This window comes from Duganella aquatilis (assembly GCF_009674565.1).
Taxonomy (GTDB): Bacteria; Pseudomonadota; Gammaproteobacteria; order Burkholderiales; family Burkholderiaceae_D; genus Rugamonas; species Rugamonas aquatilis.
The window spans coordinates 1-19,379 of the sequence record NZ_WKJL01000039.1 but is presented as its reverse complement, the minus strand read 5'-3'; the positions used below and the strand labels follow the sequence as shown (position 1 = coordinate 19,379).

Annotated in this window: 23 protein-coding genes; 10 read left to right on the top strand and 13 right to left on the bottom strand. The window is 63.2% G+C overall.

Annotated elements, in window-relative coordinates; translation table 11 throughout:
* Positions 1 to 32 precede the first annotated feature (32 nt).
* The 4 genes from GJ698_RS28635 to GJ698_RS28620 form a co-directional block, all read right to left on the bottom strand.
* The gene (locus GJ698_RS28635; RefSeq protein WP_154361259.1) at positions 33 to 224 is read right to left on the bottom strand and encodes a hypothetical protein; all 192 of its coding nucleotides are present in this window, start codon (positions 222 to 224) and stop codon (positions 33 to 35) included.
* A 126-nt stretch (positions 225 to 350) separates the two neighbouring features.
* On the bottom strand, positions 351 to 1,589 hold the full coding sequence (locus GJ698_RS28630; protein ID WP_154361258.1) for an MFS transporter: 1,239 nt from the start codon (positions 1,587 to 1,589) through the stop codon (positions 351 to 353).
* Between the two features lie 3 nt (positions 1,590 to 1,592).
* Positions 1,593 to 1,955: a hypothetical protein gene (locus tag GJ698_RS28625; RefSeq protein WP_371865468.1), complete on the bottom strand. Its 363-nt coding sequence runs from the start codon at positions 1,953 to 1,955 to the stop codon at positions 1,593 to 1,595.
* A 16-nt stretch (positions 1,956 to 1,971) separates the two neighbouring features.
* Positions 1,972 to 2,532, bottom strand: a complete 561-nt coding sequence (locus tag GJ698_RS28620) for an RNA polymerase sigma factor (protein ID WP_154361257.1) — start codon at positions 2,530 to 2,532, stop codon at positions 1,972 to 1,974.
* A gap of 114 nt (positions 2,533 to 2,646) precedes the next feature.
* Between GJ698_RS28620 and GJ698_RS28615 the strand changes: the two genes are divergently transcribed.
* Complete coding sequence (locus GJ698_RS28615; RefSeq protein ID WP_154361256.1) at positions 2,647 to 2,967, top strand: TM2 domain-containing protein; 321 nt, start codon at positions 2,647 to 2,649, stop codon at positions 2,965 to 2,967.
* On the opposite strand, the gene GJ698_RS28610 is transcribed toward GJ698_RS28615, so the two are convergent.
* The 3 genes from GJ698_RS28610 to GJ698_RS28600 are packed head-to-tail and all read right to left on the bottom strand — an operon-like array spanning position 2,964 to position 4,085.
* The gene (locus GJ698_RS28610) at positions 2,964 to 3,443 is read right to left on the bottom strand and encodes a hypothetical protein (RefSeq protein WP_154361255.1); all 480 of its coding nucleotides are present in this window, start codon (positions 3,441 to 3,443) and stop codon (positions 2,964 to 2,966) included. The two genes, GJ698_RS28615 and GJ698_RS28610, sit on opposite strands and share 4 nt — an antisense overlap.
* A complete protein-coding gene (locus GJ698_RS28605) occupies positions 3,443 to 3,667 on the bottom strand; it encodes a DUF6434 domain-containing protein (RefSeq protein WP_154361254.1) in 225 nt (74 codons plus the stop codon). Before GJ698_RS28605 ends, GJ698_RS28610 begins: the two co-directional genes overlap by 1 nt.
* A 1-nt stretch (position 3,668) precedes the next feature.
* The gene (locus GJ698_RS28600; RefSeq protein ID WP_154361253.1) at positions 3,669 to 4,085 is read right to left on the bottom strand and encodes a hypothetical protein; all 417 of its coding nucleotides are present in this window, start codon (positions 4,083 to 4,085) and stop codon (positions 3,669 to 3,671) included.
* Positions 4,086 to 4,266: 181 nt separating this feature from the next.
* On the opposite strand from GJ698_RS28600, the gene GJ698_RS28595 reads away from it, so the two are divergent.
* Positions 4,267 to 5,313 carry a DUF5694 domain-containing protein gene (locus tag GJ698_RS28595; RefSeq protein ID WP_154361252.1) on the top strand — a complete coding sequence of 349 codons (1,047 nt, stop codon included), beginning with the start codon at positions 4,267 to 4,269 and terminating at the stop codon, positions 5,311 to 5,313.
* A 49-nt stretch (positions 5,314 to 5,362) separates the two neighbouring features.
* On the opposite strand, the gene GJ698_RS28590 is transcribed toward GJ698_RS28595, so the two are convergent.
* Both GJ698_RS28590 and GJ698_RS28585 read right to left on the bottom strand, forming a co-directional pair.
* On the bottom strand, positions 5,363 to 6,772 hold the full coding sequence (locus GJ698_RS28590) for a DEAD/DEAH box helicase (RefSeq protein WP_154361251.1): 1,410 nt from the start codon (positions 6,770 to 6,772) through the stop codon (positions 5,363 to 5,365).
* Between the two features lie 322 nt (positions 6,773 to 7,094).
* Positions 7,095 to 7,331: a hypothetical protein gene (locus GJ698_RS28585; RefSeq protein WP_154361250.1), complete on the bottom strand. Its 237-nt coding sequence runs from the start codon at positions 7,329 to 7,331 to the stop codon at positions 7,095 to 7,097.
* Positions 7,332 to 7,488: 157 nt separating this feature from the next.
* Between GJ698_RS28585 and GJ698_RS28580 the strand changes: the two genes are divergently transcribed.
* Positions 7,489 to 7,896 (top strand): hypothetical protein, encoded by a 408-nt coding sequence (locus GJ698_RS28580; protein WP_154361249.1) that lies wholly within the window; start codon positions 7,489 to 7,491, stop codon positions 7,894 to 7,896.
* Between the two features lie 50 nt (positions 7,897 to 7,946).
* Here GJ698_RS28580 and fabI read toward each other — a convergent pair whose 3' ends face one another.
* Positions 7,947 to 8,738 (bottom strand): enoyl-ACP reductase FabI, encoded by a 792-nt coding sequence (gene fabI, locus GJ698_RS28575; protein ID WP_154361248.1) that lies wholly within the window; start codon positions 8,736 to 8,738, stop codon positions 7,947 to 7,949.
* Between the two features lie 188 nt (positions 8,739 to 8,926).
* Entirely contained in the window at positions 8,927 to 10,312 is a 1,386-nt protein-coding gene (locus tag GJ698_RS28570) for a transglycosylase SLT domain-containing protein (protein ID WP_154361247.1), read from the bottom strand.
* A gap of 241 nt (positions 10,313 to 10,553) precedes the next feature.
* Here GJ698_RS28570 and GJ698_RS28565 point away from each other — a divergent pair, with 241 nt between their 5' ends.
* Both GJ698_RS28565 and GJ698_RS28560 read left to right on the top strand, forming a co-directional pair.
* On the top strand, positions 10,554 to 11,111 hold the full coding sequence (locus GJ698_RS28565; protein WP_154361246.1) for a DUF1415 domain-containing protein: 558 nt from the start codon (positions 10,554 to 10,556) through the stop codon (positions 11,109 to 11,111).
* Complete coding sequence (locus GJ698_RS28560; protein ID WP_154361245.1) at positions 11,108 to 11,296, top strand: DUF1289 domain-containing protein; 189 nt, start codon at positions 11,108 to 11,110, stop codon at positions 11,294 to 11,296. Before GJ698_RS28565 ends, GJ698_RS28560 begins: the two co-directional genes overlap by 4 nt.
* Here the strand turns inward: GJ698_RS28560 and GJ698_RS28555 are convergent, their stop codons facing one another.
* Entirely contained in the window at positions 11,297 to 11,806 is a 510-nt protein-coding gene (locus tag GJ698_RS28555; protein WP_154361244.1) for a DUF1993 domain-containing protein, read from the bottom strand. It lies immediately after the preceding gene.
* Between the two features lie 157 nt (positions 11,807 to 11,963).
* Between GJ698_RS28555 and GJ698_RS28550 the strand changes: the two genes are divergently transcribed.
* On the top strand, positions 11,964 to 15,083 hold the full coding sequence (locus tag GJ698_RS28550; RefSeq protein WP_154361243.1) for a bifunctional diguanylate cyclase/phosphodiesterase: 3,120 nt from the start codon (positions 11,964 to 11,966) through the stop codon (positions 15,081 to 15,083).
* Between the two features lie 17 nt (positions 15,084 to 15,100).
* Positions 15,101 to 17,374: a xanthine dehydrogenase family protein molybdopterin-binding subunit gene (locus GJ698_RS28545; protein WP_154361242.1), complete on the top strand. Its 2,274-nt coding sequence runs from the start codon at positions 15,101 to 15,103 to the stop codon at positions 17,372 to 17,374.
* 84 nt (positions 17,375 to 17,458) lie between these two features.
* Here GJ698_RS28545 and GJ698_RS28540 read toward each other — a convergent pair whose 3' ends face one another.
* Positions 17,459 to 17,884, bottom strand: a complete 426-nt coding sequence (locus GJ698_RS28540; protein WP_154361241.1) for a thioredoxin family protein — start codon at positions 17,882 to 17,884, stop codon at positions 17,459 to 17,461.
* A gap of 94 nt (positions 17,885 to 17,978) precedes the next feature.
* Between GJ698_RS28540 and tsaB the strand changes: the two genes are divergently transcribed.
* The 3 genes from tsaB to GJ698_RS28525 all read left to right on the top strand — a co-directional run.
* Positions 17,979 to 18,677 carry a tRNA (adenosine(37)-N6)-threonylcarbamoyltransferase complex dimerization subunit type 1 TsaB gene (gene tsaB, locus GJ698_RS28535; protein WP_154361240.1) on the top strand — a complete coding sequence of 233 codons (699 nt, stop codon included), beginning with the start codon at positions 17,979 to 17,981 and terminating at the stop codon, positions 18,675 to 18,677.
* Positions 18,674 to 19,147 carry a ribosomal protein S18-alanine N-acetyltransferase gene (gene rimI / locus GJ698_RS28530; protein WP_154361239.1) on the top strand — a complete coding sequence of 158 codons (474 nt, stop codon included), beginning with the start codon at positions 18,674 to 18,676 and terminating at the stop codon, positions 19,145 to 19,147. The genes tsaB and rimI overlap by 4 nt, the downstream gene beginning before the upstream one ends.
* 50 nt (positions 19,148 to 19,197) lie before the next feature.
* Positions 19,198 to 19,379, top strand: a 182-nt coding sequence (locus tag GJ698_RS28525) for a hypothetical protein (RefSeq protein ID WP_208023893.1), incomplete at its 3' end; no start/stop codon positions are given.

The window sequence follows — 19,379 nt, the reverse complement described above, 5'->3', positions numbered from 1 at the left end:
CCCGGCCCTCGATGGCCGCAGGCGACTCGGTCTTACTGCGCGCTGACGTTGCCGCGCAATTTGTCCAGCATCTGCAAGGTGGTCGGCAGAAGGTTCATGATCCCGTGGTACGCACAGTATTCACAAAACGCTTCCTCCGGCGTCATCGCAGCAATACTGGCGTCGGAATGACCGCGTCTGCGCAGGGCGCGCAGGCAGGCGGCATCCATATTTCTGGAGTTCATGCACTTCTCCCTAGATAGTTAGTGGTTAGTTTCGTACTGTTAACATTGTAATTCGAAATAATGCCGCATGGCAACTAAATTAGAATTTCTTAACAATTAGAAACAAACTGATACCTCTATCCGGGCTCAGGCTGGCGCCAGTGCCGCCTCCGCCGTCAGGTTGCGTTGCAGGCGCCACACCAGGAACGAGGCCACCAGCGAGGTGCCGACCACCACGTAACCGACCGTGTCGAAGTGCTGCAAATGGCCGTCCGCCGCCTGCGTGACGATGTGACCGGAAGCCACCGACGCCAGGCCGCCAGCCAGCTGCTGGATCGAGGCGCTGATGGCGTTGTACGAACCGCGCTGGGTCTGCACCGGCACCGTCGACGACAGCGCCTGGAACGGAATCATGCGCGAGAAGATCCCGACAAACATCATGGTGTTCACCACCACCAGCATCCACAGCGGCACGCGGCCCAGGTGGGTATAGATCAGCACCATGGCGATCGACAGCCCGGTGCCGAACAGGAACACGCGGAACTTGCCGAAGGCGTCCGCCGCGCGGCCGATCATCGGGCCGATGAAGATGGTGCACACGCCGGTGATCAGGTACACGGTCGGCAGATGGTGCAAATCGATGCCCATGTTGTTGACGATGTAGGCGCTGCTGAACGGCATCAGCATGAAGCCGCCGGTGGTCAGCAGGGCGGTGATGGCGAACGCCAGCAGGTAGCGCTTCTCGGTCAGCGTGTGGAACAGGTGCATGAAGGCGCTGTGTTCCTGCGGCTTGCCGAGGTGGCCGTTCACCGGCTGCATTTTCCACGCCACCAGCAGGCCGCCCGCCAGGCCGAACGCGGCCATCGCCATGAACGGCACGTGCCAGTTCCACTGGTTGGACAGGTAGATGCCGGCCGGGATGCCCAGCACCTGGCTGGCGGCAAACGCGGTCTGGATCAGGCCCATGACGCGGCCGCGCATCTGCGGCGGGAACAGGTCGGTGGAGATGGCCAGCACGATGGAGCCGATCACGCCGCCGAACAGGCCGGTGAAGATGCGCGCCGCCAGCAGGCTTTCAAAGCTCTGCGCCAGGCCGCACCAGACGGTGCCGACGATGAAGCCGGTGTAGAAGAACAGCAGCAGTTTCTTGCGGTCGTAGCGGTCGGCGAAGCCGGCGGTCAGCAGGCCGGAGACGCCGGCGCTGAAGGCGTAGGCCGAGACCACCAGGCCGAACTGCGCCGGACCGATCTTCAGGTCCGGCATGATCACGGCGCCCAGCGGCGACATGATCATGAAATCCAGGATGACGGCGAACTGCAGGAAGGCCAGCATCGCCACGACGATTTTCTGGTAGCCGCTGAAGGGCGGCGCAGGGGTTTTCTTCATTAATTATTCTTTCGTTTCGTCTGGTGAACCTGGGCGGCAGAACGGCGGGCGGTGCTTGAAGAACCCTTCGCGCTGTTTGAAGAACTGGGCGCGTTCGTCGGGCGTCATGGCTTGCCAGCGCTGCCAGTGCTCGCGCTTTTCGTGCCAGTCGCGGTGGTGGCCGCGGAAGCCGCCGAACAGGATGCGGCAGAGTAGCAGCAATCCCAGGGCTTGCCAATAATTGACGGCATTGGCGCCGGGGAAGATGTTGGGGATCAGGCAGTTCCACAACAGCATGACGATGGCGCCGAGCAGGGCGCCGCAGGCCAGGATGAACAGGCCTTTCATCACTTTGAATTTCTTGTAGCTCATATTTTCGGGACGCATGTTGGTCTTACTCCTTTCATTCTTCGTACAGGGCTTGCAGGCGCTGGCGCAGGTACAGCACGGCGTAGCGCTTGCGGGCCAATAAAGTGTTGATCGAGACGCCGGTCTGTTCGGCCATCTCCTTGAAACTGACGCCTTCCAGCTCGTGCGCGATGAAGACGTCGCGCTGGTTGGCGGGTAATTCTTCCAGGGCCAGCTGCAATTCCTGCAGCAGCATGGCGCGGGTGTAGGCGGCTTCCGGGCCGGCGTCGGGCGAGGGCAGCATCAGGTCGAGGCGGCAGTCGTCCTCGTCGCCGCCACCGCCGCCGAGATCGTCGAGCGCCACTTCCTTCTTCTTGCGGAAGCGGTCAATGATACGGTTGCGGGCGACGCGGAACAACCATGCGCTGACCTGCTCGATGGGTTCGGGCAGGTGGTAAGCCTGGGTGAACTCGTAGAACACGTCCTGCAGGATATCGTCGGCGTCGGTCTGGTCGGCCACCCGGCGGCGGATGAAATTCCACAGGCGCGAACGCTCCCGCAGCACCGTCGCGGTGATGGCCTGATCTTGCTCAGTTGTTGTTATTGGTGCGGTCATGTTTGTAAGACGTGTGACCTGCGGGGAATATTGTATTGAGCCGGAATTATGCCTGGCGAAGCAAGCACTTTCCTTTATTGTGACAATCTGATAATTATTTAAAAGGAAAGCTGCATGACCATGGTTTTTTGTCGCGGATGCGCCAGGGAGATACACGAGACGGCGCCGACCTGTCCGCAATGCGGCGCGCCGCAAGGTTTGCCTTCGCCTTACCGCCAGACGCCGCGTTCCGACAAGGATTTTGCCGTGACCTTGTTGCTGTGTTTCTTCGTCGGCTTCCTCGGTGTGCACCGCTTCTATGTCGGCAAGATCGGCACCGGCCTGCTGCAACTGTTTACGTTCGGCGGTTTCGGCATCTGGGCCTTCGTCGACTTCATCATGGTGGCGCTGGGACGCTTCACCGACAGCGACGGGCTGGAAGTCACTTATCGCTAGTGCCGCATGCTGTCGCGCAAGCTGATGATGTCGGGTGGTGTGGTGTCGCTGTGGCGTTTCATCACCATGGGAGCGCCGTCCAGTCCGGTGCAGGTCATTACCGGGCCGGCTTGCTGGTAGCGGCAAATGAGGCGGATGCTGGCGGCGCCCTTGACCTCCGCGGCCGACAGGGTGTCGGGCAGGAACAGGCGAGCGGTCAGCGTATCGCCATCCAGCGTCGCGAAAATCGGCAAGCCGACGATGCCGCGCGGCGCCGGCTTGCCGTCGTCCAAGCCATCGGCGCGGCGTGGCGCCGAAGTGGAGCCTGCCAGCGCGCCGAAACCGTCCGGCAGCAGATAGATGTCGGCCTGCTTCTCCGCCCCCTCATGCAGCGACGCCGCCGTGCCCCAGGTGCCGGTGAGGTAGCGCGGCAGCGCATCGGCGGCATGGGCGCTCAGTGCACATGCCAGCAGCCCGGCGGTGATCAGGTGGCGCATCACGAATCTCCATTGGTGGCGGCATGGCGGCGTTGCCATTCGTCGGCGACATCGCCCATGGTTCTGGCGGCGCCGCTGCGTATCCACGCCATGAACTCGCGGTCGAACTTGAAGCCGTCGCCGCATTGGGCGATCAGGAAGCGGCGTGCGTTCTGCGTATTTTTATAGCCGGCATCAACAGCGGTCTGGCGCGTGATTTCTTCACCATGCCAATCGAACGTCATGTTATTTCTCCGCCGTTCCAAGCAAAGCCGGCTTGACGCACAACAGCAGCAGCCAGACGGTAAATCCGATCAAGATGAAGGCCAGATCCACCGGCGGAAACTGCGTGCGCGTCGCGTTCACCAGCACACAGCCCGCCACCAGAGGAACCAGCAGGAGCAGGGCGGTGAGCCACCTGAACGACGGCCGCGCGAAGCGTATCGGCCAGCCCAGCGAAAACATCATGAAGCCGGACGCCACCAGCGCACCGGCAGCAATCACCGCCGCGATGATCTGCCAGCCGGGGATGAAGTCTTCTCCTTGCGGCATCGCCGCGGCAAGCAGCGACAACATGACCGACATCATCAGCAGGCCCAGCGCCAGCGCGCCACTGAGCAGGCGGGTCGTGATGCGGGCCAGCTTGAGCAAACCGTCCATCATGCCGCCTGCCTTTCAAATATGGAGGATGCGCCAGTGTACCCATTTGGCAACTCCCAATAATCACACATTCTCACCTATTTAACCGTCTGGACGGCAAAATCGGCGTTCTGTCCCAAACCGGCTGTCCGGCAATAGTTTCTTTTTTACACTGGACTCTCTTTAACGATGAGAAGGAAGCGTCATGGGCAAGTGGTGGAAATGGGGCGTCATCGCGGCATTGCCGCTGGCTGCGCAAGCGCAGGGGAACTTGTCAGGACTGGACCGCGGCATGACCGGGCCGCGCGCCCAGGTGCTGGTGCTGGGCACCGTGCACTTGCGCGGCATGTCCAAGGAATTCAACCCGGCCTCGCTGAGCGGCGTGCTGGACCGGCTGGCGGCGTTCAAGCCGGACATCATCACCATTGAAGACCTGCCGGGCGACGAATGCGACCTGGCGTCGCGCCAGCCGTCCAAGTATGGCAACGACTACTGCCCGTCCACCGACGCCGCCAAGGCGGCCACCGGCCTGGACGCGCCGGCCGCCATCACGGAAGCCGACAAAACCCTGGCCGCCTGGCCGGCGCAGCCGACGCCATCGCAGCGGCGCCACCTCGCCGCCTTGTTCCTGGCCGCGAACAACCGCGCTTCCGCCTACGTGCAGTGGCTGCAACTGCCCGAGGCCGAGCGTCACGCCGGCGACAGCCTGGATGCCGCGCTGGTGGACAAGCTCAACAAGATGAGCACGGTCAACGACGAAAGCTACCAGCTGGCAGCCCGCCTGGCCGCGCGCCTGGGCCGGCAGCGCGTCTACCCGGTCGACAACCACACCGGCGACTACATCGACGTGCCCGACATCAAAGCCTTCGTGCGCTCGATCGAAGGCGCGTGGGCGGCCGGCGGTGCAACGCTGGGCGAGCAGGAAAAGCAGCTGGACGCGCTCGGCAAGGCGGACGACCTGCTGCCGCTGTACCGCCAGCTCAACGACGCCGCCGCGCTGAAAGTCCGGGCCGACGGCAACGTCGGCGCCGCCATGCGCGCCCAATCGCCGGAAGGCTATCCGCAAATATGGGTGGCGGGCTGGGAGATTCGCAACATGCGCATGGTGGCCAATATCCGCGAAACCTTCCGCGAACGCCCCGGCGCGCGCGTGCTGTCCATCGTCGGCGCCACCCACAAGCCGTGGTTCGACGCCTGGCTCGGCCAGTTGCAGGGCGTCGACATCGTCGACACGGTCGCCGTGCTCAAATAAAAAAAGCCGCCAGATCGCTCTGGCGGCTTTTGTCACAGACTAACCGGGATTAACGGTCGCCGTAGGTACGGCGCTGGCCGTCGGCGCTGCGTGGGTTGCTGCCTTTGTAGCCGCCGCCGCTGCCTTCACGGCGCGGGGCGCCGCTGCTGCTGCCCGGCTTGCTGAACGAACGCTGGCCTGGCTTGGCGCCACCACGGTTGTCGCCTGGTTTCCAGCCGCCTGGACGTGCCGACGAGCGTGGTGCGGAACCGGTTTTCTTCGGCTCGTAGCCTTCGACCACGTTCACCGGAATCAGCTGCTTGGTGAAGCGTTCGATGCGCTTGACGTTCATGCCTTCAGCATGGTTCACCAGCGAGATCGCGTGACCATTGCGGCCGGCACGGCCGGTACGGCCGATGCGGTGCACGTAGTCTTCCGGGAACTTCGGCAGGTCGTAGTTGAACACGTGGGTGATGGTCGGCACGTCGATGCCGCGGGCGGCAACGTCGGTGGCGATCAGGATCTTCACCGAACCGCGGCGCAGGCTGTCCAGGGTGCGGTTACGCGCGCCCTGGTGCATGTCGCCGTGCAGCGCGGCAGCCGAGAAACCGGCGATGTTCAGACGGTCGGCGATGGTGTCGGCGTCACGCTTGGTGGCGGTGAACACCACGGCCTGGTCCAGCGTCTCGTCGCGCAGCAGGTGGTCCAGCAGGCGGTTCTTGTGCGACAGGTCGTCGACGAAGTGCACGCGCTGGGTGATGTTTTCGTGCTTGTTGGCCGCGCTCATGATCTGGATCACTTGCGGGTCTTTGGTGATGCGGCGGGCCATATTGCCCACCACGCCATCCAGCGTGGCCGAGAACAGCATGGTCTGACGGCCGGCCGGGGTCGCGGCAACGATTTTCTCGATGTCGTCGATGAAGCCCATGTCCAGCATGCGGTCGGCTTCGTCCAGCACCAGGATTTCCAGTTGCGAGAAGTCGATCTTGCCCGATTCCATGTGGTCGATCAGGCGGCCAGGGGTGGCGACCAGGATCTCAGGATTCTTGGCCAGCAGTTGCATCTGCTTAGGGTAAGGCATACCGCCCAGGATCGACACGGCCTTGATGCGGCGCAGGTTGACGCTGTACTTGTCGGTATTGGTGGTGACTTGCAGGGCCAGTTCGCGGGTTGGGGTCAACACCAGCATTTTTGGCTGTGCGGCTTTGAAACGTGGACGCTCGCCACGGGCGCGGGCGGCTTGCATTTCTTGATTTGGAGTCTTGCCGGCGGTGGCCGGATCGATCTCGGACAAACGGTGCAGCGACGGCAGCATGAAGGCTGCAGTCTTGCCGGAACCGGTTTGCGAGGAAACCAACAAGTCCTTGCCTGCGATCGCGGCAGGCACGGCCTGCTGCTGAACTGGGGTCGGCGCGGTGTAGCCGGCGTCGGTCAGGGCTTTGATGATGGACGTGTTGAGACCTAGTGCTTCAAATGTCATGCTTTTCTTTCGTAAAAATCTGCGTTCACGCAAATACGGAACGCGAAATAGCAACGCCTACCAAAACGAAATGACTCAATCAAAATCGAAAGAAATTTCGGCACAAAAGCTTTGCGCCGGGACGGTGTCAGGAAGCGACACCAGAGGCGGGAGGGCTTTATAAGGGCACCAGGAACGATGCGCTGAGGCTGCGATGCTGCTAAAAAACTACTGACTGGACAACCGGTATCGCTTGCTATCGACACACGCATTGCAGTGCAAGACAGCTATTATGCCTTAGTTTGCCGTTCTTGTATAGGTCAGTCAACAGTGCGCCGATTTATCAGCACGCCGGTTCGCTGGTGCCTCCGCACAGGATGGTGTCCTTGATGGCGTTCAGGTAGGACAGGCTGGCCTCGGCGGAAATACGCCATGGCAGGTTGCTGTCGTGCTCGTCCTGCGTGCGCGGGCGCCAGCCGTACTGGATCTGGAACAGGAAATCCCTGCCCTCGGCGAACGCCAGGTAGGAGCCTTCGCGCCAGCTGGTGATTTCTTCTTTCTCGCGAATGTATTCGGCCATGTAGGCGCCATCCGCCGCGCCTTCCATCCACGCCAGTTTCCAGCCTGCCGGAATGCGATGGACCAGCTGTTCGCCGGTTAACCGATTTGATAATTTCTATCGTGCGCCACAGTAGTTGTCTATAAGATAACTTTGTATTTTGAAAAAAAGGGGATCTATGTGGCGAAAATTGGTGGTGGCTGGACTATGTGCCGTGCAGGTGGGGGCTGCGCTGGCGGCAGATCTTAGCGATGCGGACCGGTCGGCGGTCAAGCTCGGCATCCGGCGCGATTTCCTGACCGCCGTCAGCGGCGCCTGCGGCCGCAAGTTCCCTGAACACGCCAGCGCCTACGACAGCGCCGTGCAAGCCTGGCGCAAGGCCAATGAGGCCAAGCCGAAGCAGGCCGATGTGCTGATGGTCAGCCTCACCAGCCGCGACGACGCCAGGGCCATGGGCCCGCTGCTGGAAGAGGAAAAACGCACGCTGCAGGACTGGCAGACCAACCAGCTCGGCATCTCGCAGCAGAAGGCGCCCAGCATGGCCGACTGCGACAAGCTGTACGCCAGCCTGGCCACGCTGCCATAAAAAAACGCCCAGCAGGCAGGGCGTTTTGATGTCCGCGAAGCGGGGAGGGCTTACTGGTAGTCTTCCGCGTTCAGGCCCATCACGTGCGAGAAGCCGCCGTCGACGTAGGTGATTTCACCGGTGATGCCCGACGCCAGGTCCGACAGCAGGAAGGCGGCGGTGTTGCCGACTTCTTCGATGGTGACGTTGCGGCGCAGCGGCGCGTGCGACGAGGCAAAGCCCAGCAGCTTGCCGAAGTCCTTGATGCCCGAAGCGGCCAGGGTCTTGATCGGACCGGCCGAAATGCCGTTCGAACGGATGCCCAGCTTGCCCAGATTTTCCGCCAGGTAGCGTACCGACGCTTCCAGCGAGGCTTTGGCCAGGCCCATGGTGTTGTAGTAAGGAATCGCACGGACCGCGCCCAGGTAGGACAGGGTCAGCACCGACGAACCGTTTTTCAGCAGCGGCAGCGCAGCCTTGGCCATGGCCGGGAAGCTGTAGGCCGAGATGTCGTGGGCGATGCGGAAGTTCTCGCGGCTCAGGCCGTCCAGGAATTCGCCGGCGATGGCTTCGCGCGGCGCAAAGCCGATCGCGTGCACCAGGCCGTCCAGCTGCGACCAGCTCTTGCCGAGGTCGGCGAACAGGGCGTCGATCTGCTCGTCGCTGGAGACGTCGCAGTCGAATACCAGCTTGCTGTCGAATTCGGCGGCGAATTCGGTGATGCGGTCTTTAAAACGTTCGCCGACGTAGGTGAACGCCAGTTCGGCGCCTTCGCGGTGGCAAGCCTTGGCGATACCGTAAGCGATGGAACGGTTCGACAGCAAACCAGTGATGAGGATTTTTTTGCCTTGCAAGAACGCCATAGGGACTCCGATTGCGACTGCGTGCCCGGGCTTGCTCTCAGAGCTGGCTGGCGACGTCAGTGGGGTTATGTTTTTTTAGTGTGCGAGTATTGCCCGACACGCAAGACCAAGATTGTAGGACGTGTCAGCCGCGACTGCAACATCTGAATCGCGGTGAACGGCCCCGCCGGAGCGGGGCCGGGCCGGCGTCACTGGCTGGCTTTGCGGTGCTTTTTGCCGTGGGCGGCGTCACGCGAGACGCGCGCCTTGACCAGCGAGACAGGGCTCGATTTATCCGACTTGCTAGCCTTCGGCAATTTGTAGCCCTTGGCCGTTTTGCCGCTGGCGCGTTCGGCTTCGTAGGAGATGTTGGCGGTGTCGGCCACGTCCGGTGCGATGTCGATGCTGGCCGAGGTGGAGATCTTCGGCACCAGGATGGTCGAACCGGCTTTCAGCACCGAGTTCTGCGGAATATTGTTGGCCTGACGGATCACCTCGGGCGAGGTGTGGAAGCGCGACGCCAGCGAACGGATCGATTCGCGCGCGCTGGTGATCTTGTGCGTGCTCCAGGTCGACAGTTCCTTGGTCCATTGCGACAGGTTCAGGTGGAACTTCTCGGCGTTTTCCTTCGGCAGCAGGATCTTGGTCTGCTCGTCGCCGGTGATGACCGGACGCTTGAATTGCGGATTCAGCGCCTTGAACTCGTCCACCGACAGCTCGGCCAGGTGGGCGGCGACGGTCAGGTCGATGTCGCTGGTCTTGTCGACGGCGGTGAAGTACGGCGAATTGTCGATCAGCGGCAGGTTCAGGCCGTACTGCTGCGGATTGGCGACGATGTTCTTAACCGCCTGCAGCTTCGGCACGTAGTTGCGGGTTTCGGCCGGCATCAGGTCGGCCAGGCTCTCGAAGTCGGTCGGCTTGCCGGCGGCCTGGTTGCGCTTGATGGCTTTCTGCACCGAGCCTTCGCCCCAGTTATACGCGGCCAGCGCCAGTTGCCAGTCGCCAAACATATCGTACAGGCGCTGCAGATAGGTCAGGGCGGCGTCGGTCGAGGCCAGGATGCCGCGGCGCTCGTCCTTGAAGGCATCCTGCTTCAGGTTGAAGTCGCGGCCGGTGCCCGGCACGAACTGCCACATGCCGGCCGCGTTGGCGCTCGACAGGGCGTTCGGGTTGAAGGCGGATTCAATGAACGGCAGCAGCGCCAGTTCGGTCGGCATGCCGCGCTTTTCCAGCTCGGACACCACGTGGAACAGGTACAGCGAAGCGCGCGCGGTGGTGCGGGCGATGTAGTCGGGACGGGTGGCGTACCAGTTGATGTGCTTGGCGACCAGGTCGTTGTTCACGTCGGGAATGGCGTAACCGCTGCGGATCCGGCCCCACACGTCTTTTTCGCGGAAAGCATCTTCGTCGACCAGTTTGGCCGGCTTGGTGGTTTTCAGGGAGGTGACGTCGGGAATCGGGGATTTTGGCAGGGGAGACAGCGCGGTGGTGACCGTCGGCAACTCTGGTGCATGATCGTAAGCCAGGGCCAGTGTGGGCGCAAGTAGCGCTACCAAGGTGGCGAGGGCGAAAGATGTGGGAATTCGTGCTTGCATAGTTTTCCGTGAGTTAGCGAGAAGAAACTTCGCGTGGACTATGAATTAAACGTGGAGTGTACGAATGTCCCTACAATCAGTCAAGGAATATGTCACCCTTATGACAAATTCTTATATGCAACAATTCCGGACAAATAAGAGTCAGATCGCGTCAAATTGACGGAAGTAGAGGGGAGGCGTAGGCGCTGCGGGGAAGAGTGCGTACAATCCTGCTTTTGCGTAGTGATTGAGGAATAGCAATATGAGTACCCCTGCCATCGACCGCGATGTGGTCATCGCCGACACCGTGCATTGGCTGGAAAAAGCCGTCATCGGCCTGAACCTGTGCCCGTTCGCCAAGAGCGTGCATGTGAAAAAGCAGGTGCGCTATGTGGTCAGCGAGGCGGAAACGCCGGAAGAGCTGCTGGAAAAATTGATGGAAGAGCTACAGCACCTGGCCGACGCCGATCCGGACAAGCTCGACACCACGCTGCTGATCCATCCGCAAGTGCTGACCGACTTCTTCGATTACAACGAATTCCTCGACGTCGCCGACGCCGCGCTGGAGGATCTGGGACTGGATGGCTTCCTGCAAGTGGCCAGTTTCCACCCGCAGTACCAGTTCGACGGCACCGACGTCGACGACATCAGCAACTTCACCAACCGCTCGCCGTACCCGACGCTGCACCTGCTGCGCGAGGAATCGATCGACCGCGCGGTCGAGGCTTTCCCGGAAGCGTCCGACATCTTCGACAAGAATATCGAGACGCTGGAAAAGCTGGGGCGTGCAGGCTGGGACAAACTGATGGGGAAACCATGAGCGATCTGCCGATCCGCCCGGATACGCCGTGCGTGGCAGTGTGCTCGACCACCTTTGATGAAATCTGCCGCGGCTGCGGCCGCACGGTGGTCGAGGTGGCGCACTGGGTGTCGATGACACCCGAGGCCAAAGAGCTGGTCTGGCAGCGCATCCTGGCGCAGGGCTACCCGCGCCGGAACACCTGATTAATACGAGCCGATAAAGTCCTTCTTGCCGATGTCCAGGCCGTTGTGGCGCAGGATGTCGTAGGCGGTGGTGGCGTGGAAGTAGAAGTGCGGCAGCGCGTAGTGGAACAGATAGGTCTGGCCCACGAAGTGCTTGGTCTTCTCGCCGCTGCCGGTGGTGATGGCGCGCTCTTCGCTGCCTTCGATCTGCGCTTGCGGCACGCTGTCGATGTAGGCCAGTGTCTTGGCGATGCGCGCCTTCAGGTCGGCGAACGTTACTTCCTTGTCTTCATACGACGGCACTTCCTGGCCGCCCAGGCGCGCGGCTGCGCCCTTGGCGAAATCGCAGGCGATCTGGATCTGGCGCGTGAACGGCAGCATGTCCGGGAACAGGCGGTATTGCAGCAGCGCGGCCGGATCGATTTTCTTGTCGGCAGCGTGCGTTTCGGCCTTGTCGAGGATGGCGTTCAGGCTGTTCAGGATCTGCTTAAACACAGGAATGGAAGCGGAATACATCGAGAAGGTGGTCATGGCGGTTCCTATGTGTGGGAAAAAGAGTCGCGATCATAGCGCGGCTGTGGGATTTTTGCTGACTCCGATACTTTTTGCGTATATTTACGTGCATAATTCCTATTAAGTAACAACCTCAGACCGACGATGCAAACTAATCAATACGCCGTACCTGTGCATGACTAGCACGATTTATCAGAAACTGCGTGCCCGCCTCAGCGCGCTCTACGGTCTGTCCATCTACGGGGCATTGTTGCTGGTGGTGTTCGGCGGTCTGGTGATCCCGGCCATTATCGGCAGCTATCTGCTGATCGGCGTGCACGAGCAGCAGTCGGCCCGCGTCGCCCTCAACGAGTCGCTGCAGCGCAACGCCGACATCCTGGCGCTGGGCATGCAGGAATCCCTGTGGAATATGAATGCCGAATCGGCCCATTCGCTGGTCGAATCGGTGATGCGCGACCGTTCCGTATTGCAAGTGCAGGTGGTCGGCCAGGCCGACACCCAGTTCATGCACGTGCGCTCGCCGCGCGCGGCCAGCGGCAACGTGTACCGCGCCGAGCGCGAAATCCTGGTGCGCGGCGAACGCATCGGCCGCATCATGGTTGAAATGGACGATGCGCGCAGCCAGCAGGAGCTGCGCGAGAAACAGCTGTCCTACGTGTTCGTGCTGGCGGCGCAGCTGATGGTGTCGCTGCTGTTGATCGTGCTGTTCCTGAATTCCCGCCTGATCAAGCCGCTGCGCAAGCTGATGCGCTTCTCCGACCGCCTGTCGCACGGCGACTTTGAAACCCGGCTGGAGGTCACCGGCAGCGATGAACTGGGCCGCCTGGCGCAGCAGCTGGAGCAGATGCGGGTGGCGATCAAGCGCCTGTTCGAGGACATCGGCCAGCGCGAGGAGCGCTTCCGCACCATCGTCACGCAGGTGCCGGGCGCGGTGTTCCGCTTCCGTCCCGACGGCCCGATCGACTTCGTGTCCGACGCCATCGAGGACATCTCCGGCTACTCGGCCGCGCAGTTCATGCGCAGTACCACCCATTCGTGGACCAATCTGATCGCGCCGGAAGACCGCAAGAAGCAGCGCCGCGTGATCGCCCAGGCCATCCAGGATGGCGAACCCTACGAAATCGAATACCGCATCCAGGACGCCGCCGGCGCCGAACGCTGGGTGCAGGAGAACGGCCAGCCGCAGCCCTCGGACGGCGACCGCGATGCGCCGTGGGTCGATGGCATCATCTCCGACATCAGCCAGCGCAAGCACAATGAAATGCGCATCGAGGCGCTGCTGGCCGAGCAAAGCGCGATTCTCGACAACGTGATGTTCGGCGTGATGTTCGTGCGCCACCGGACCATTGTCTCGGTCAACCGCCGCTGCGAAGAGCTGTTCGGCTACGAGCCGGGCGACATGTCGGGCGCTTCGACCTCGATCCTGTTCCTCGACGACTTCGATTTCGAATCGTCCGGCGCGCGCCAGTATCCGCTGCTGGCCAAGGGCGACTACTTCAACGAAGAGCGCCAGTACCGCCGCCGCGACGGCGGCGTGTTCTGGTGCCTGGTCAGCGGCTATGCGCTGGACCACCACCGCGCCAACGAGGGCAGCATCTGGGTGTTCGCCGACATCACCGAGCGCAAGGAAGCCGAGGAAAAGCTGCGCCTGTCCGGCACCGTGATCGAGCACATCGCCGACGGCGTGGTGGTGCTGGATGCGGAGGGCACCATTGTCGCGGTCAACCCGGCCTTCACGCAGATCACCGGCTACACCGAAGAGGAAGCGCTGGGCAAGGACCGCACGCTGACGCGCTCCGGCCGCCACGAGCACGCGTTCTACGAAGGCATGTGGCAGGAACAGCTGGACAAGGGCTTCTGGCGCGGCGAGCTGTGGAGCCAGCGCAAGAACGGCGAGCTGTACCTGGAATTCCTGACCGTCAGCGCGGTGCGCGACCCGCGCGGAAAGGCCACGCACTATGTCGGCGTGTTCAGCGACATCACCAAGGCCAAGGAATCGCAGGAAAAACTGGACCACCTGGCGCACCACGATCCGCTGACCGCGCTGCCGAACCGCCTGCTGTTCCACGACCGCCTGCAGCACGCCTTGCAGCGCGCCTCGCGCGACGGCGAACAGCTGGCGCTGCTGTTCATCGACCTGGATCGCTTCAAGAACGTCAATGACACACTGGGCCACCACATCGGCGACGAGCTGCTGAAACAGGTGGCGGCGGCGCTGCACGACCGCCTGCGCGAAGGCGACACGCTGGCGCGCCTGGGCGGCGACGAATTCATCGTCCTGCTGGAGAACATCGAGAACCAGTACGGCGCCAGCCAGGTCGCCGAAAAGCTGGTGCAGATGTTCGAGGAGCCGTTCATGGTGGCCGGCCACGAGCTGTTTGTCACGTGCAGCGTGGGCATCAGCCTGTTCCCGGACGACGCCACCGATCTGAATATGCTGATCCGTAACGCCGATGTGGCCATGTACCAGGCCAAGGCGCGCGGCCGCAACGGCTTCAGCTTCTACGCGCCGTCGATGACCGGCGAGGGCGTTGAGCGCCTGCGCCTGGAAACCTTCCTGCGCCGCTCGATCGAAAAGGACGAGATCTTCCTCAACTATCAGCCGCAGGTGGAAATCGACACCGGCCGCCTGGTGGGCGTGGAGGCGCTGGTGCGCTGGAACCATCCGGAACTGGGCCTGATCCCGCCGATCCGCTTCATTCCGCTGGCCGAGGACACGGGCTTCATCAACCAGCTGGGCAAGTGGGTGCTGCACGAAGCCTGCCGCCAGATGGTGCGCTGGCAGGAAGCCGGCCTGCACGTGCCGAAGATCGCGGTCAACCTGTCGGCCAAGCAGTTCGAGCGCGGCTCCATCGTCAACATGGTGGCCGACATCCTGCGCGATACGGGCCTGGAGCCGCAGCGCCTGCAACTGGAAGTGACCGAGTCGGTCATCATGAACACCGGTGACGCCATGGTCTTCATCAACGACCTGCACTCGATCGGTGTGGCGCTGGCGATCGACGATTTCGGCACCGGCTATTCCTCGCTGGCCTACCTCAAGCAGTTGCCGGTGGAAACGCTGAAGATCGACCGTTCCTTCATCAAGGACATCTCGACCGACGTCAATGACGAAGCGATCGCGATTGCGATTATCCAGCTCGGCAAGAGCATGAATTTGTCGGTGATCGCCGAGGGCGTGGAGACCGAAGAGCAGGCCGCCTTCCTGCTGCGCCATGGCTGCAATATGGCGCAGGGCTATTTCTACAGCCGTCCGGTGGCGGCGGATGATATGCTCACACGCTGGAAAAAATAAAAACAGCAGGAGACGCAATGCAGGCAGCGAAGAGCAAATCGCGCCGCCGCTTCATCATGGGCGGCGTGGCGGTAACTGGCGCCTTGGTGGTGGGCTGGGGCGTGATGCCGCCGCGCCAGCGCCTGAATGGTACGCATCCCTTGCCGCTGGCCGGCGACAGCGTGGCGTTGAACGGCTGGGTGGGCATCGGCAAGGACGGCAGCGTGACCGTCGCCATGCCGCGCAGCGAGATGGGGCAGGGCGTGCACACCGCCTTGCCGATGCTGGTGGCCGAGGAACTCGACGTGCCGCTGTCCGCCGTGCGCCTGGTGCAGGCGCCCATCGATAAAATCTTCGGCAATATCGCCATGCTCAGGGATGGACTGCCGTTCCATCCGGACGATACGGGGCGCTTGAAATCCGCCGTCAGCTGGGTGGTGGGCAAGGTCGCGCGCGAACTGGGGCTGATCATCACCGGCGGCTCTTCCAGCGTCAAGGATGCGTGGGAGCCGATGCGCGAAGCCGGCGGCACCGCGCGCGCGATGCTGGTGGCCGCTGCCGCCGCCGAATGGTCGGCGCGCGCCGCCGACTGCCGTACCGAGGCTGGCCACGTGGTGCATGCCGACGGCCGCCGCCTCGCGTATGGCGCGCTGGCCGACAAGGCGGTGCATGCGCAACCGGGCGAGGTGCGGCTCAAGTCTCCTGAAGAATTCAAACTGATCGGCCATCCGCAGCCGCGCCGCGACACGCCGTCCAAGGTCAATGGCACGGCCATCTTCGGTATCGACGCGCGGCCGCAGGGGCTGGTGTATGCGGCGGTGCGCATGTCGCCGGTGATTGGCGGCACGGTCGCCAGCGTGAACAGCGCGGCGGCGCTGAAGATGCCCGGCGTGTTGAAGGTCGTCGATTTTTCGAGCGCGCTGACCGAGAAAACCGGCGCCGGCGCCGGCGTGGCCGTCATCGCCAAAACCTACTGGCAGGCGAAGCAGGCGGCGCTGGCGCTGGCGGTCAAATGGAACGACGGGCCGCAGGCCGGCCTGTCCAGCGCCGCCATCTACGCCGATTTCGCTGCAAAACTGGACAAGGAAGACGGCTTCGCCTACTACAAGGCCGGCGACATGGACGCGGTGGAAGGCAAGGCCGCCGGCGTCGCCAAAACCGTGAAGGCCGAATACCGCGCGCCATACCTGGCGCATGCGGCCATGGAGCCGGTCAACTGCACTGCGCAGGTCAAGGACGGCAAGGTGCATGTGTGGGCGCCGACGCAGTCGCCGGGCTTCGCAGTGGACGTGGCGGCCAAGGTGGGCGGCGTAGCGGCGGAGAACGTGGTGCTGGAAGTGACCATGCTGGGCGGCGGCTTCGGACGCCGGCTGGATGTGGACATGGTGGCGCAGGCGGTGGCCATCGCCAGGCAGGCCGACGGCCAGCCGGTGCAGATGATCTGGTCGCGCGAGGACGACACCACGCACGACGTGTATCGCCCGGCGGCGCTGGCGCGCTTCAGCGCCACGCTGGACGCGGCGGGCAATGTGCTTGGCTACGACAACAAGTCGGCCAGCGGCTCGATCTCGCACCAGTTCTTCAAGCGGAATCTCGGCCTGCCGTCCGGTGGGCCGGACAAGACCACGGCCGAAGGCGAATTCGACATGCAGTACCACTTCGCCAACCAGCGCATCCGCCACGTCATCGTGGACAGCGCGGTGCCGCTGGGTTACTGGCGCTCGGTGGGCCATTCGCACAATGCCTTCTTCAAGGAGAGCTTCATCGACGAACTGGCGCATGCGGCGGGCAAGGACAGCGTGGCGTTCCGGCGCGAGCTGCTGGCCCAGCATCCACGCCACCTGGCGGTGCTGAACGCGGCGGTGGCCAAGGCCGGCGCCGCACCGGAAGGCCGCGCGCATGGCGTGGCGCTGCACCAGTCATTCGGCACCATCGTAGCGCAGGTGGCGGAGGTGTCGGTGGACGGCGCCGAGATCCGCGTGCACCGCGTGGTTTGTGCGATTGATTGCGGGCTGGCGGTCAACCCCAACATCATTGCGCAGCAGGCGGAATCGGGCGTGATCTTCGGTTTGTCGGCGGCGCTGTTTGGCGCCGCCACCATCAAGGACGGCAAGATCGAGCAAAGCAATTTCCACGACTATCCGGTGGTGCGCCTGAATCAGGCGCCGGAAGTGGAAACAATCATCCTGCCAAGCACCGCGCATCCCGAGGGCATGGGCGAACCGGCGATGCCGCCGATCGCGCCGGCCGTCGCCAACGCCGTCTTCAAACTGACCGGCAAGCGCCTGCGCAGTTTGCCGTTGACGTTGTAAAACCGGGGTCAGTTCTGCCAATCGCACACGAGCTCAACTATAGCGTAGTTGAGCTCGTGTGCGATTGGCAGAACTGACCCCGGTTTAGAGGGCGTCGCGCAGCAGCGTGCGCAGGTTGCAGTTGCGCTGCCATTCGGCGCGTTCGGCGTTGTTGACGATGAGTTCCTGCAGCTCGTCGTCGCTTTGGGCGGTGGTGGACTGCACCAGACGGTGGGCGATGCCCGCGTCCGGCAGCATGGTGCCGAAGAAGGCCACCAGCTCGTGGTGCTGGATCAGCAGGGTCGGGAAGTTCTCCACGTCCAGGTCGCCGACCACGTCGGCATGGTCTTCGATGTCGATCCAGACGAAGAATTTGTCCGGGTGGCGCGCCGCCAGTTCGTCGAAGGTGGCGCGGTAGGATTCGCAGGTGCCGCACCAGGCGGCGCACAGGCAGGCGACGATCCAGCGGTCGCCGGCCAGGGCCGCCGCCACGTCTTCGCGGTTTTCGGAATTCAGAGTCAGACTATGCATGGTGGTGATCTGGCAAGGCCGAGCTCGGCCCAAAACGGTATTTTACATGGCCGCGCGGGGTCGCGCCTGCCAGCGCGCCGGGTTAAAATACGGCATGCCTAATATTCTTGCCATTGAAACCTCGTCCGAAACCGCCTCCTGCGCTCTGCTGCGGGGCGATGCCGTCATCAGCCGCCTCTCCAGCGGCGTGCGTACCCATTCCCAGGCCGTGTTGCCGATGATCCAGGAACTGCTGGCCGAAGCCGGCATCGCGCTGCAGGATTGCGACGCCGTCGCCTATGGTTCCGGTCCCGGTTCGTTCACCGGCGTGCGCACCGCGTGCGGCGTGGCGCAGGGCCTGGCGTTCGGCGGCAAGCTGCCGGCCGTGCCGGTGGTGACGCTGGACGCGATGGCGCTGGCCTGCCACCAGCAGCACGGCGCCGCCGAGGTGCTGGTGGTGCTGGATGCGCGCATGGGCGAGGTCTATTGGGCGCAATACCGTTTTGAAAACGGCATGCCGGTGGCGGTGCTGCCGCCGGTGCTGTCGGCGCCGGCCGATGTGCAGCCGCAAGGTGCGCCGGTGGCGTGCGGCAATGGCCTGTCGGCCTATGCCGAGGCCTTCCCGGCCGGCGGTTTTGCCGAGGTGATGCCGCATGCCGAGCAGATCGCGCAGCTGGCGGCGGTGGCCTTTGCCGCCGGCCGCACGGTGACGGCGGCCGAGGCGCAGCCGCTGTACCTGCGCAACAAGGTGGCCTACACGCAGGCCGAGCGCCGCGACATGGCCGCCGCCAAGCCGGCCGAAGGTGGCGCATGACCGCGCCAGTCTGGGATCTGGCCCGGCTCAACTACGAGCCGATGCAGCAAGCGGACCTGGACGAGGTGTTCGCGCTGGAGCAGAGCGTGTATCCGCATCCGTGGACCATGGCCAATTTTCAGGATTCGCTCAACAGCAGTTACGAGGCCTGGGTGCTGCGCGACCGCGACGGCGATCTGCTCGGCTATTTCCTGCTGATGGCGATCGTCGACGAGGCGCATTTGCTGAATGTGGCGGTGTCGGCGGAAAAGCAGGGGCAGGGCCTGGGACGGTTCCTGCTGAACCAGTCGGCCGCTTGCGCGCGCGGGCTGGGCATGGAGTCGGTGCTGCTGGAAGTGCGGCCGTCGAATACGCGGGCGCTGGAGATTTATGAGCGCTATGGTTTCAAACAGATCGGCCGGCGCAAGGGATATTACCCGGCGGCGAACCAGCAACGCGAGGACGCCATTGTGATGCGGTTTAAGCTATGAGTCAGTCGGCGGCGCGTAGCAGCGCGTTTTTGCAGGAAATGGGCGTTGGCGTGCAATGGAAATTGCGCAGCGGCCCGGAGGAGGTCGATGGTTTTGCAGCGGCAGTGCAGGCATTGGCGGATGAGCGGCCGGAGGAGGATGCGCCGGTAGCCGCAGCCATCGCCACCGCGCCGCCAGTCGCCGCTCCGGCGCCGATGCCGGCCGCACCGACAGCGCCGACCGCCGTCGCGCC

What these genes read in the sequence shown, in the direction of transcription:
- fabI (WP_154361248.1), bottom strand. Translation starts at nt 8,738, where the DNA reads ATGGCGTTCTTGCAAGGCAAAAAAATCCTCATCACTGGTTTGCTGTCG.
- GJ698_RS28590 (WP_154361251.1), bottom strand. Translation starts at nt 6,772, where the DNA reads ATGACATTTGAAGCACTAGGTCTCAACACGTCCATCATCAAAGCCCTG.
- GJ698_RS28550 (WP_154361243.1), top strand. Translation starts at nt 11,964, where the DNA reads ATGACTAGCACGATTTATCAGAAACTGCGTGCCCGCCTCAGCGCGCTC.
- GJ698_RS28605 (WP_154361254.1), bottom strand. Translation starts at nt 3,667, where the DNA reads ATGACGTTCGATTGGCATGGTGAAGAAATCACGCGCCAGACCGCTGTT.
- GJ698_RS28555 (WP_154361244.1), bottom strand. Translation starts at nt 11,806, where the DNA reads ATGACCACCTTCTCGATGTATTCCGCTTCCATTCCTGTGTTTAAGCAG.
- GJ698_RS28540 (WP_154361241.1), bottom strand. Translation starts at nt 17,884, where the DNA reads ATGCATAGTCTGACTCTGAATTCCGAAAACCGCGAAGACGTGGCGGCG.
- GJ698_RS28560 (WP_154361245.1), top strand. Translation starts at nt 11,108, where the DNA reads ATGAGCGATCTGCCGATCCGCCCGGATACGCCGTGCGTGGCAGTGTGC.
- GJ698_RS28630 (WP_154361258.1), bottom strand. Translation starts at nt 1,589, where the DNA reads ATGAAGAAAACCCCTGCGCCGCCCTTCAGCGGCTACCAGAAAATCGTC.
- GJ698_RS28635 (WP_154361259.1), bottom strand. Translation starts at nt 224, where the DNA reads ATGAACTCCAGAAATATGGATGCCGCCTGCCTGCGCGCCCTGCGCAGA.
- GJ698_RS28595 (WP_154361252.1), top strand. Translation starts at nt 4,267, where the DNA reads ATGGGCAAGTGGTGGAAATGGGGCGTCATCGCGGCATTGCCGCTGGCT.
- GJ698_RS28580 (WP_154361249.1), top strand. Translation starts at nt 7,489, where the DNA reads ATGTGGCGAAAATTGGTGGTGGCTGGACTATGTGCCGTGCAGGTGGGG.
- GJ698_RS28620 (WP_154361257.1), bottom strand. Translation starts at nt 2,532, where the DNA reads ATGACCGCACCAATAACAACAACTGAGCAAGATCAGGCCATCACCGCG.
- tsaB (WP_154361240.1), top strand. Translation starts at nt 17,979, where the DNA reads ATGCCTAATATTCTTGCCATTGAAACCTCGTCCGAAACCGCCTCCTGC.
- GJ698_RS28585 (WP_154361250.1), bottom strand. Translation starts at nt 7,331, where the DNA reads ATGGCCGAATACATTCGCGAGAAAGAAGAAATCACCAGCTGGCGCGAA.
- GJ698_RS28610 (WP_154361255.1), bottom strand. Translation starts at nt 3,443, where the DNA reads ATGCGCCACCTGATCACCGCCGGGCTGCTGGCATGTGCACTGAGCGCC.
- rimI (WP_154361239.1), top strand. Translation starts at nt 18,674, where the DNA reads ATGACCGCGCCAGTCTGGGATCTGGCCCGGCTCAACTACGAGCCGATG.
- GJ698_RS28570 (WP_154361247.1), bottom strand. Translation starts at nt 10,312, where the DNA reads ATGCAAGCACGAATTCCCACATCTTTCGCCCTCGCCACCTTGGTAGCG.
- GJ698_RS28565 (WP_154361246.1), top strand. Translation starts at nt 10,554, where the DNA reads ATGAGTACCCCTGCCATCGACCGCGATGTGGTCATCGCCGACACCGTG.
- GJ698_RS28545 (WP_154361242.1), top strand. Translation starts at nt 15,101, where the DNA reads ATGCAGGCAGCGAAGAGCAAATCGCGCCGCCGCTTCATCATGGGCGGC.
- GJ698_RS28625 (WP_371865468.1), bottom strand. Translation starts at nt 1,955, where the DNA reads ATGCGTCCCGAAAATATGAGCTACAAGAAATTCAAAGTGATGAAAGGC.
- GJ698_RS28615 (WP_154361256.1), top strand. Translation starts at nt 2,647, where the DNA reads ATGACCATGGTTTTTTGTCGCGGATGCGCCAGGGAGATACACGAGACG.
- GJ698_RS28600 (WP_154361253.1), bottom strand. Translation starts at nt 4,085, where the DNA reads ATGATGGACGGTTTGCTCAAGCTGGCCCGCATCACGACCCGCCTGCTC.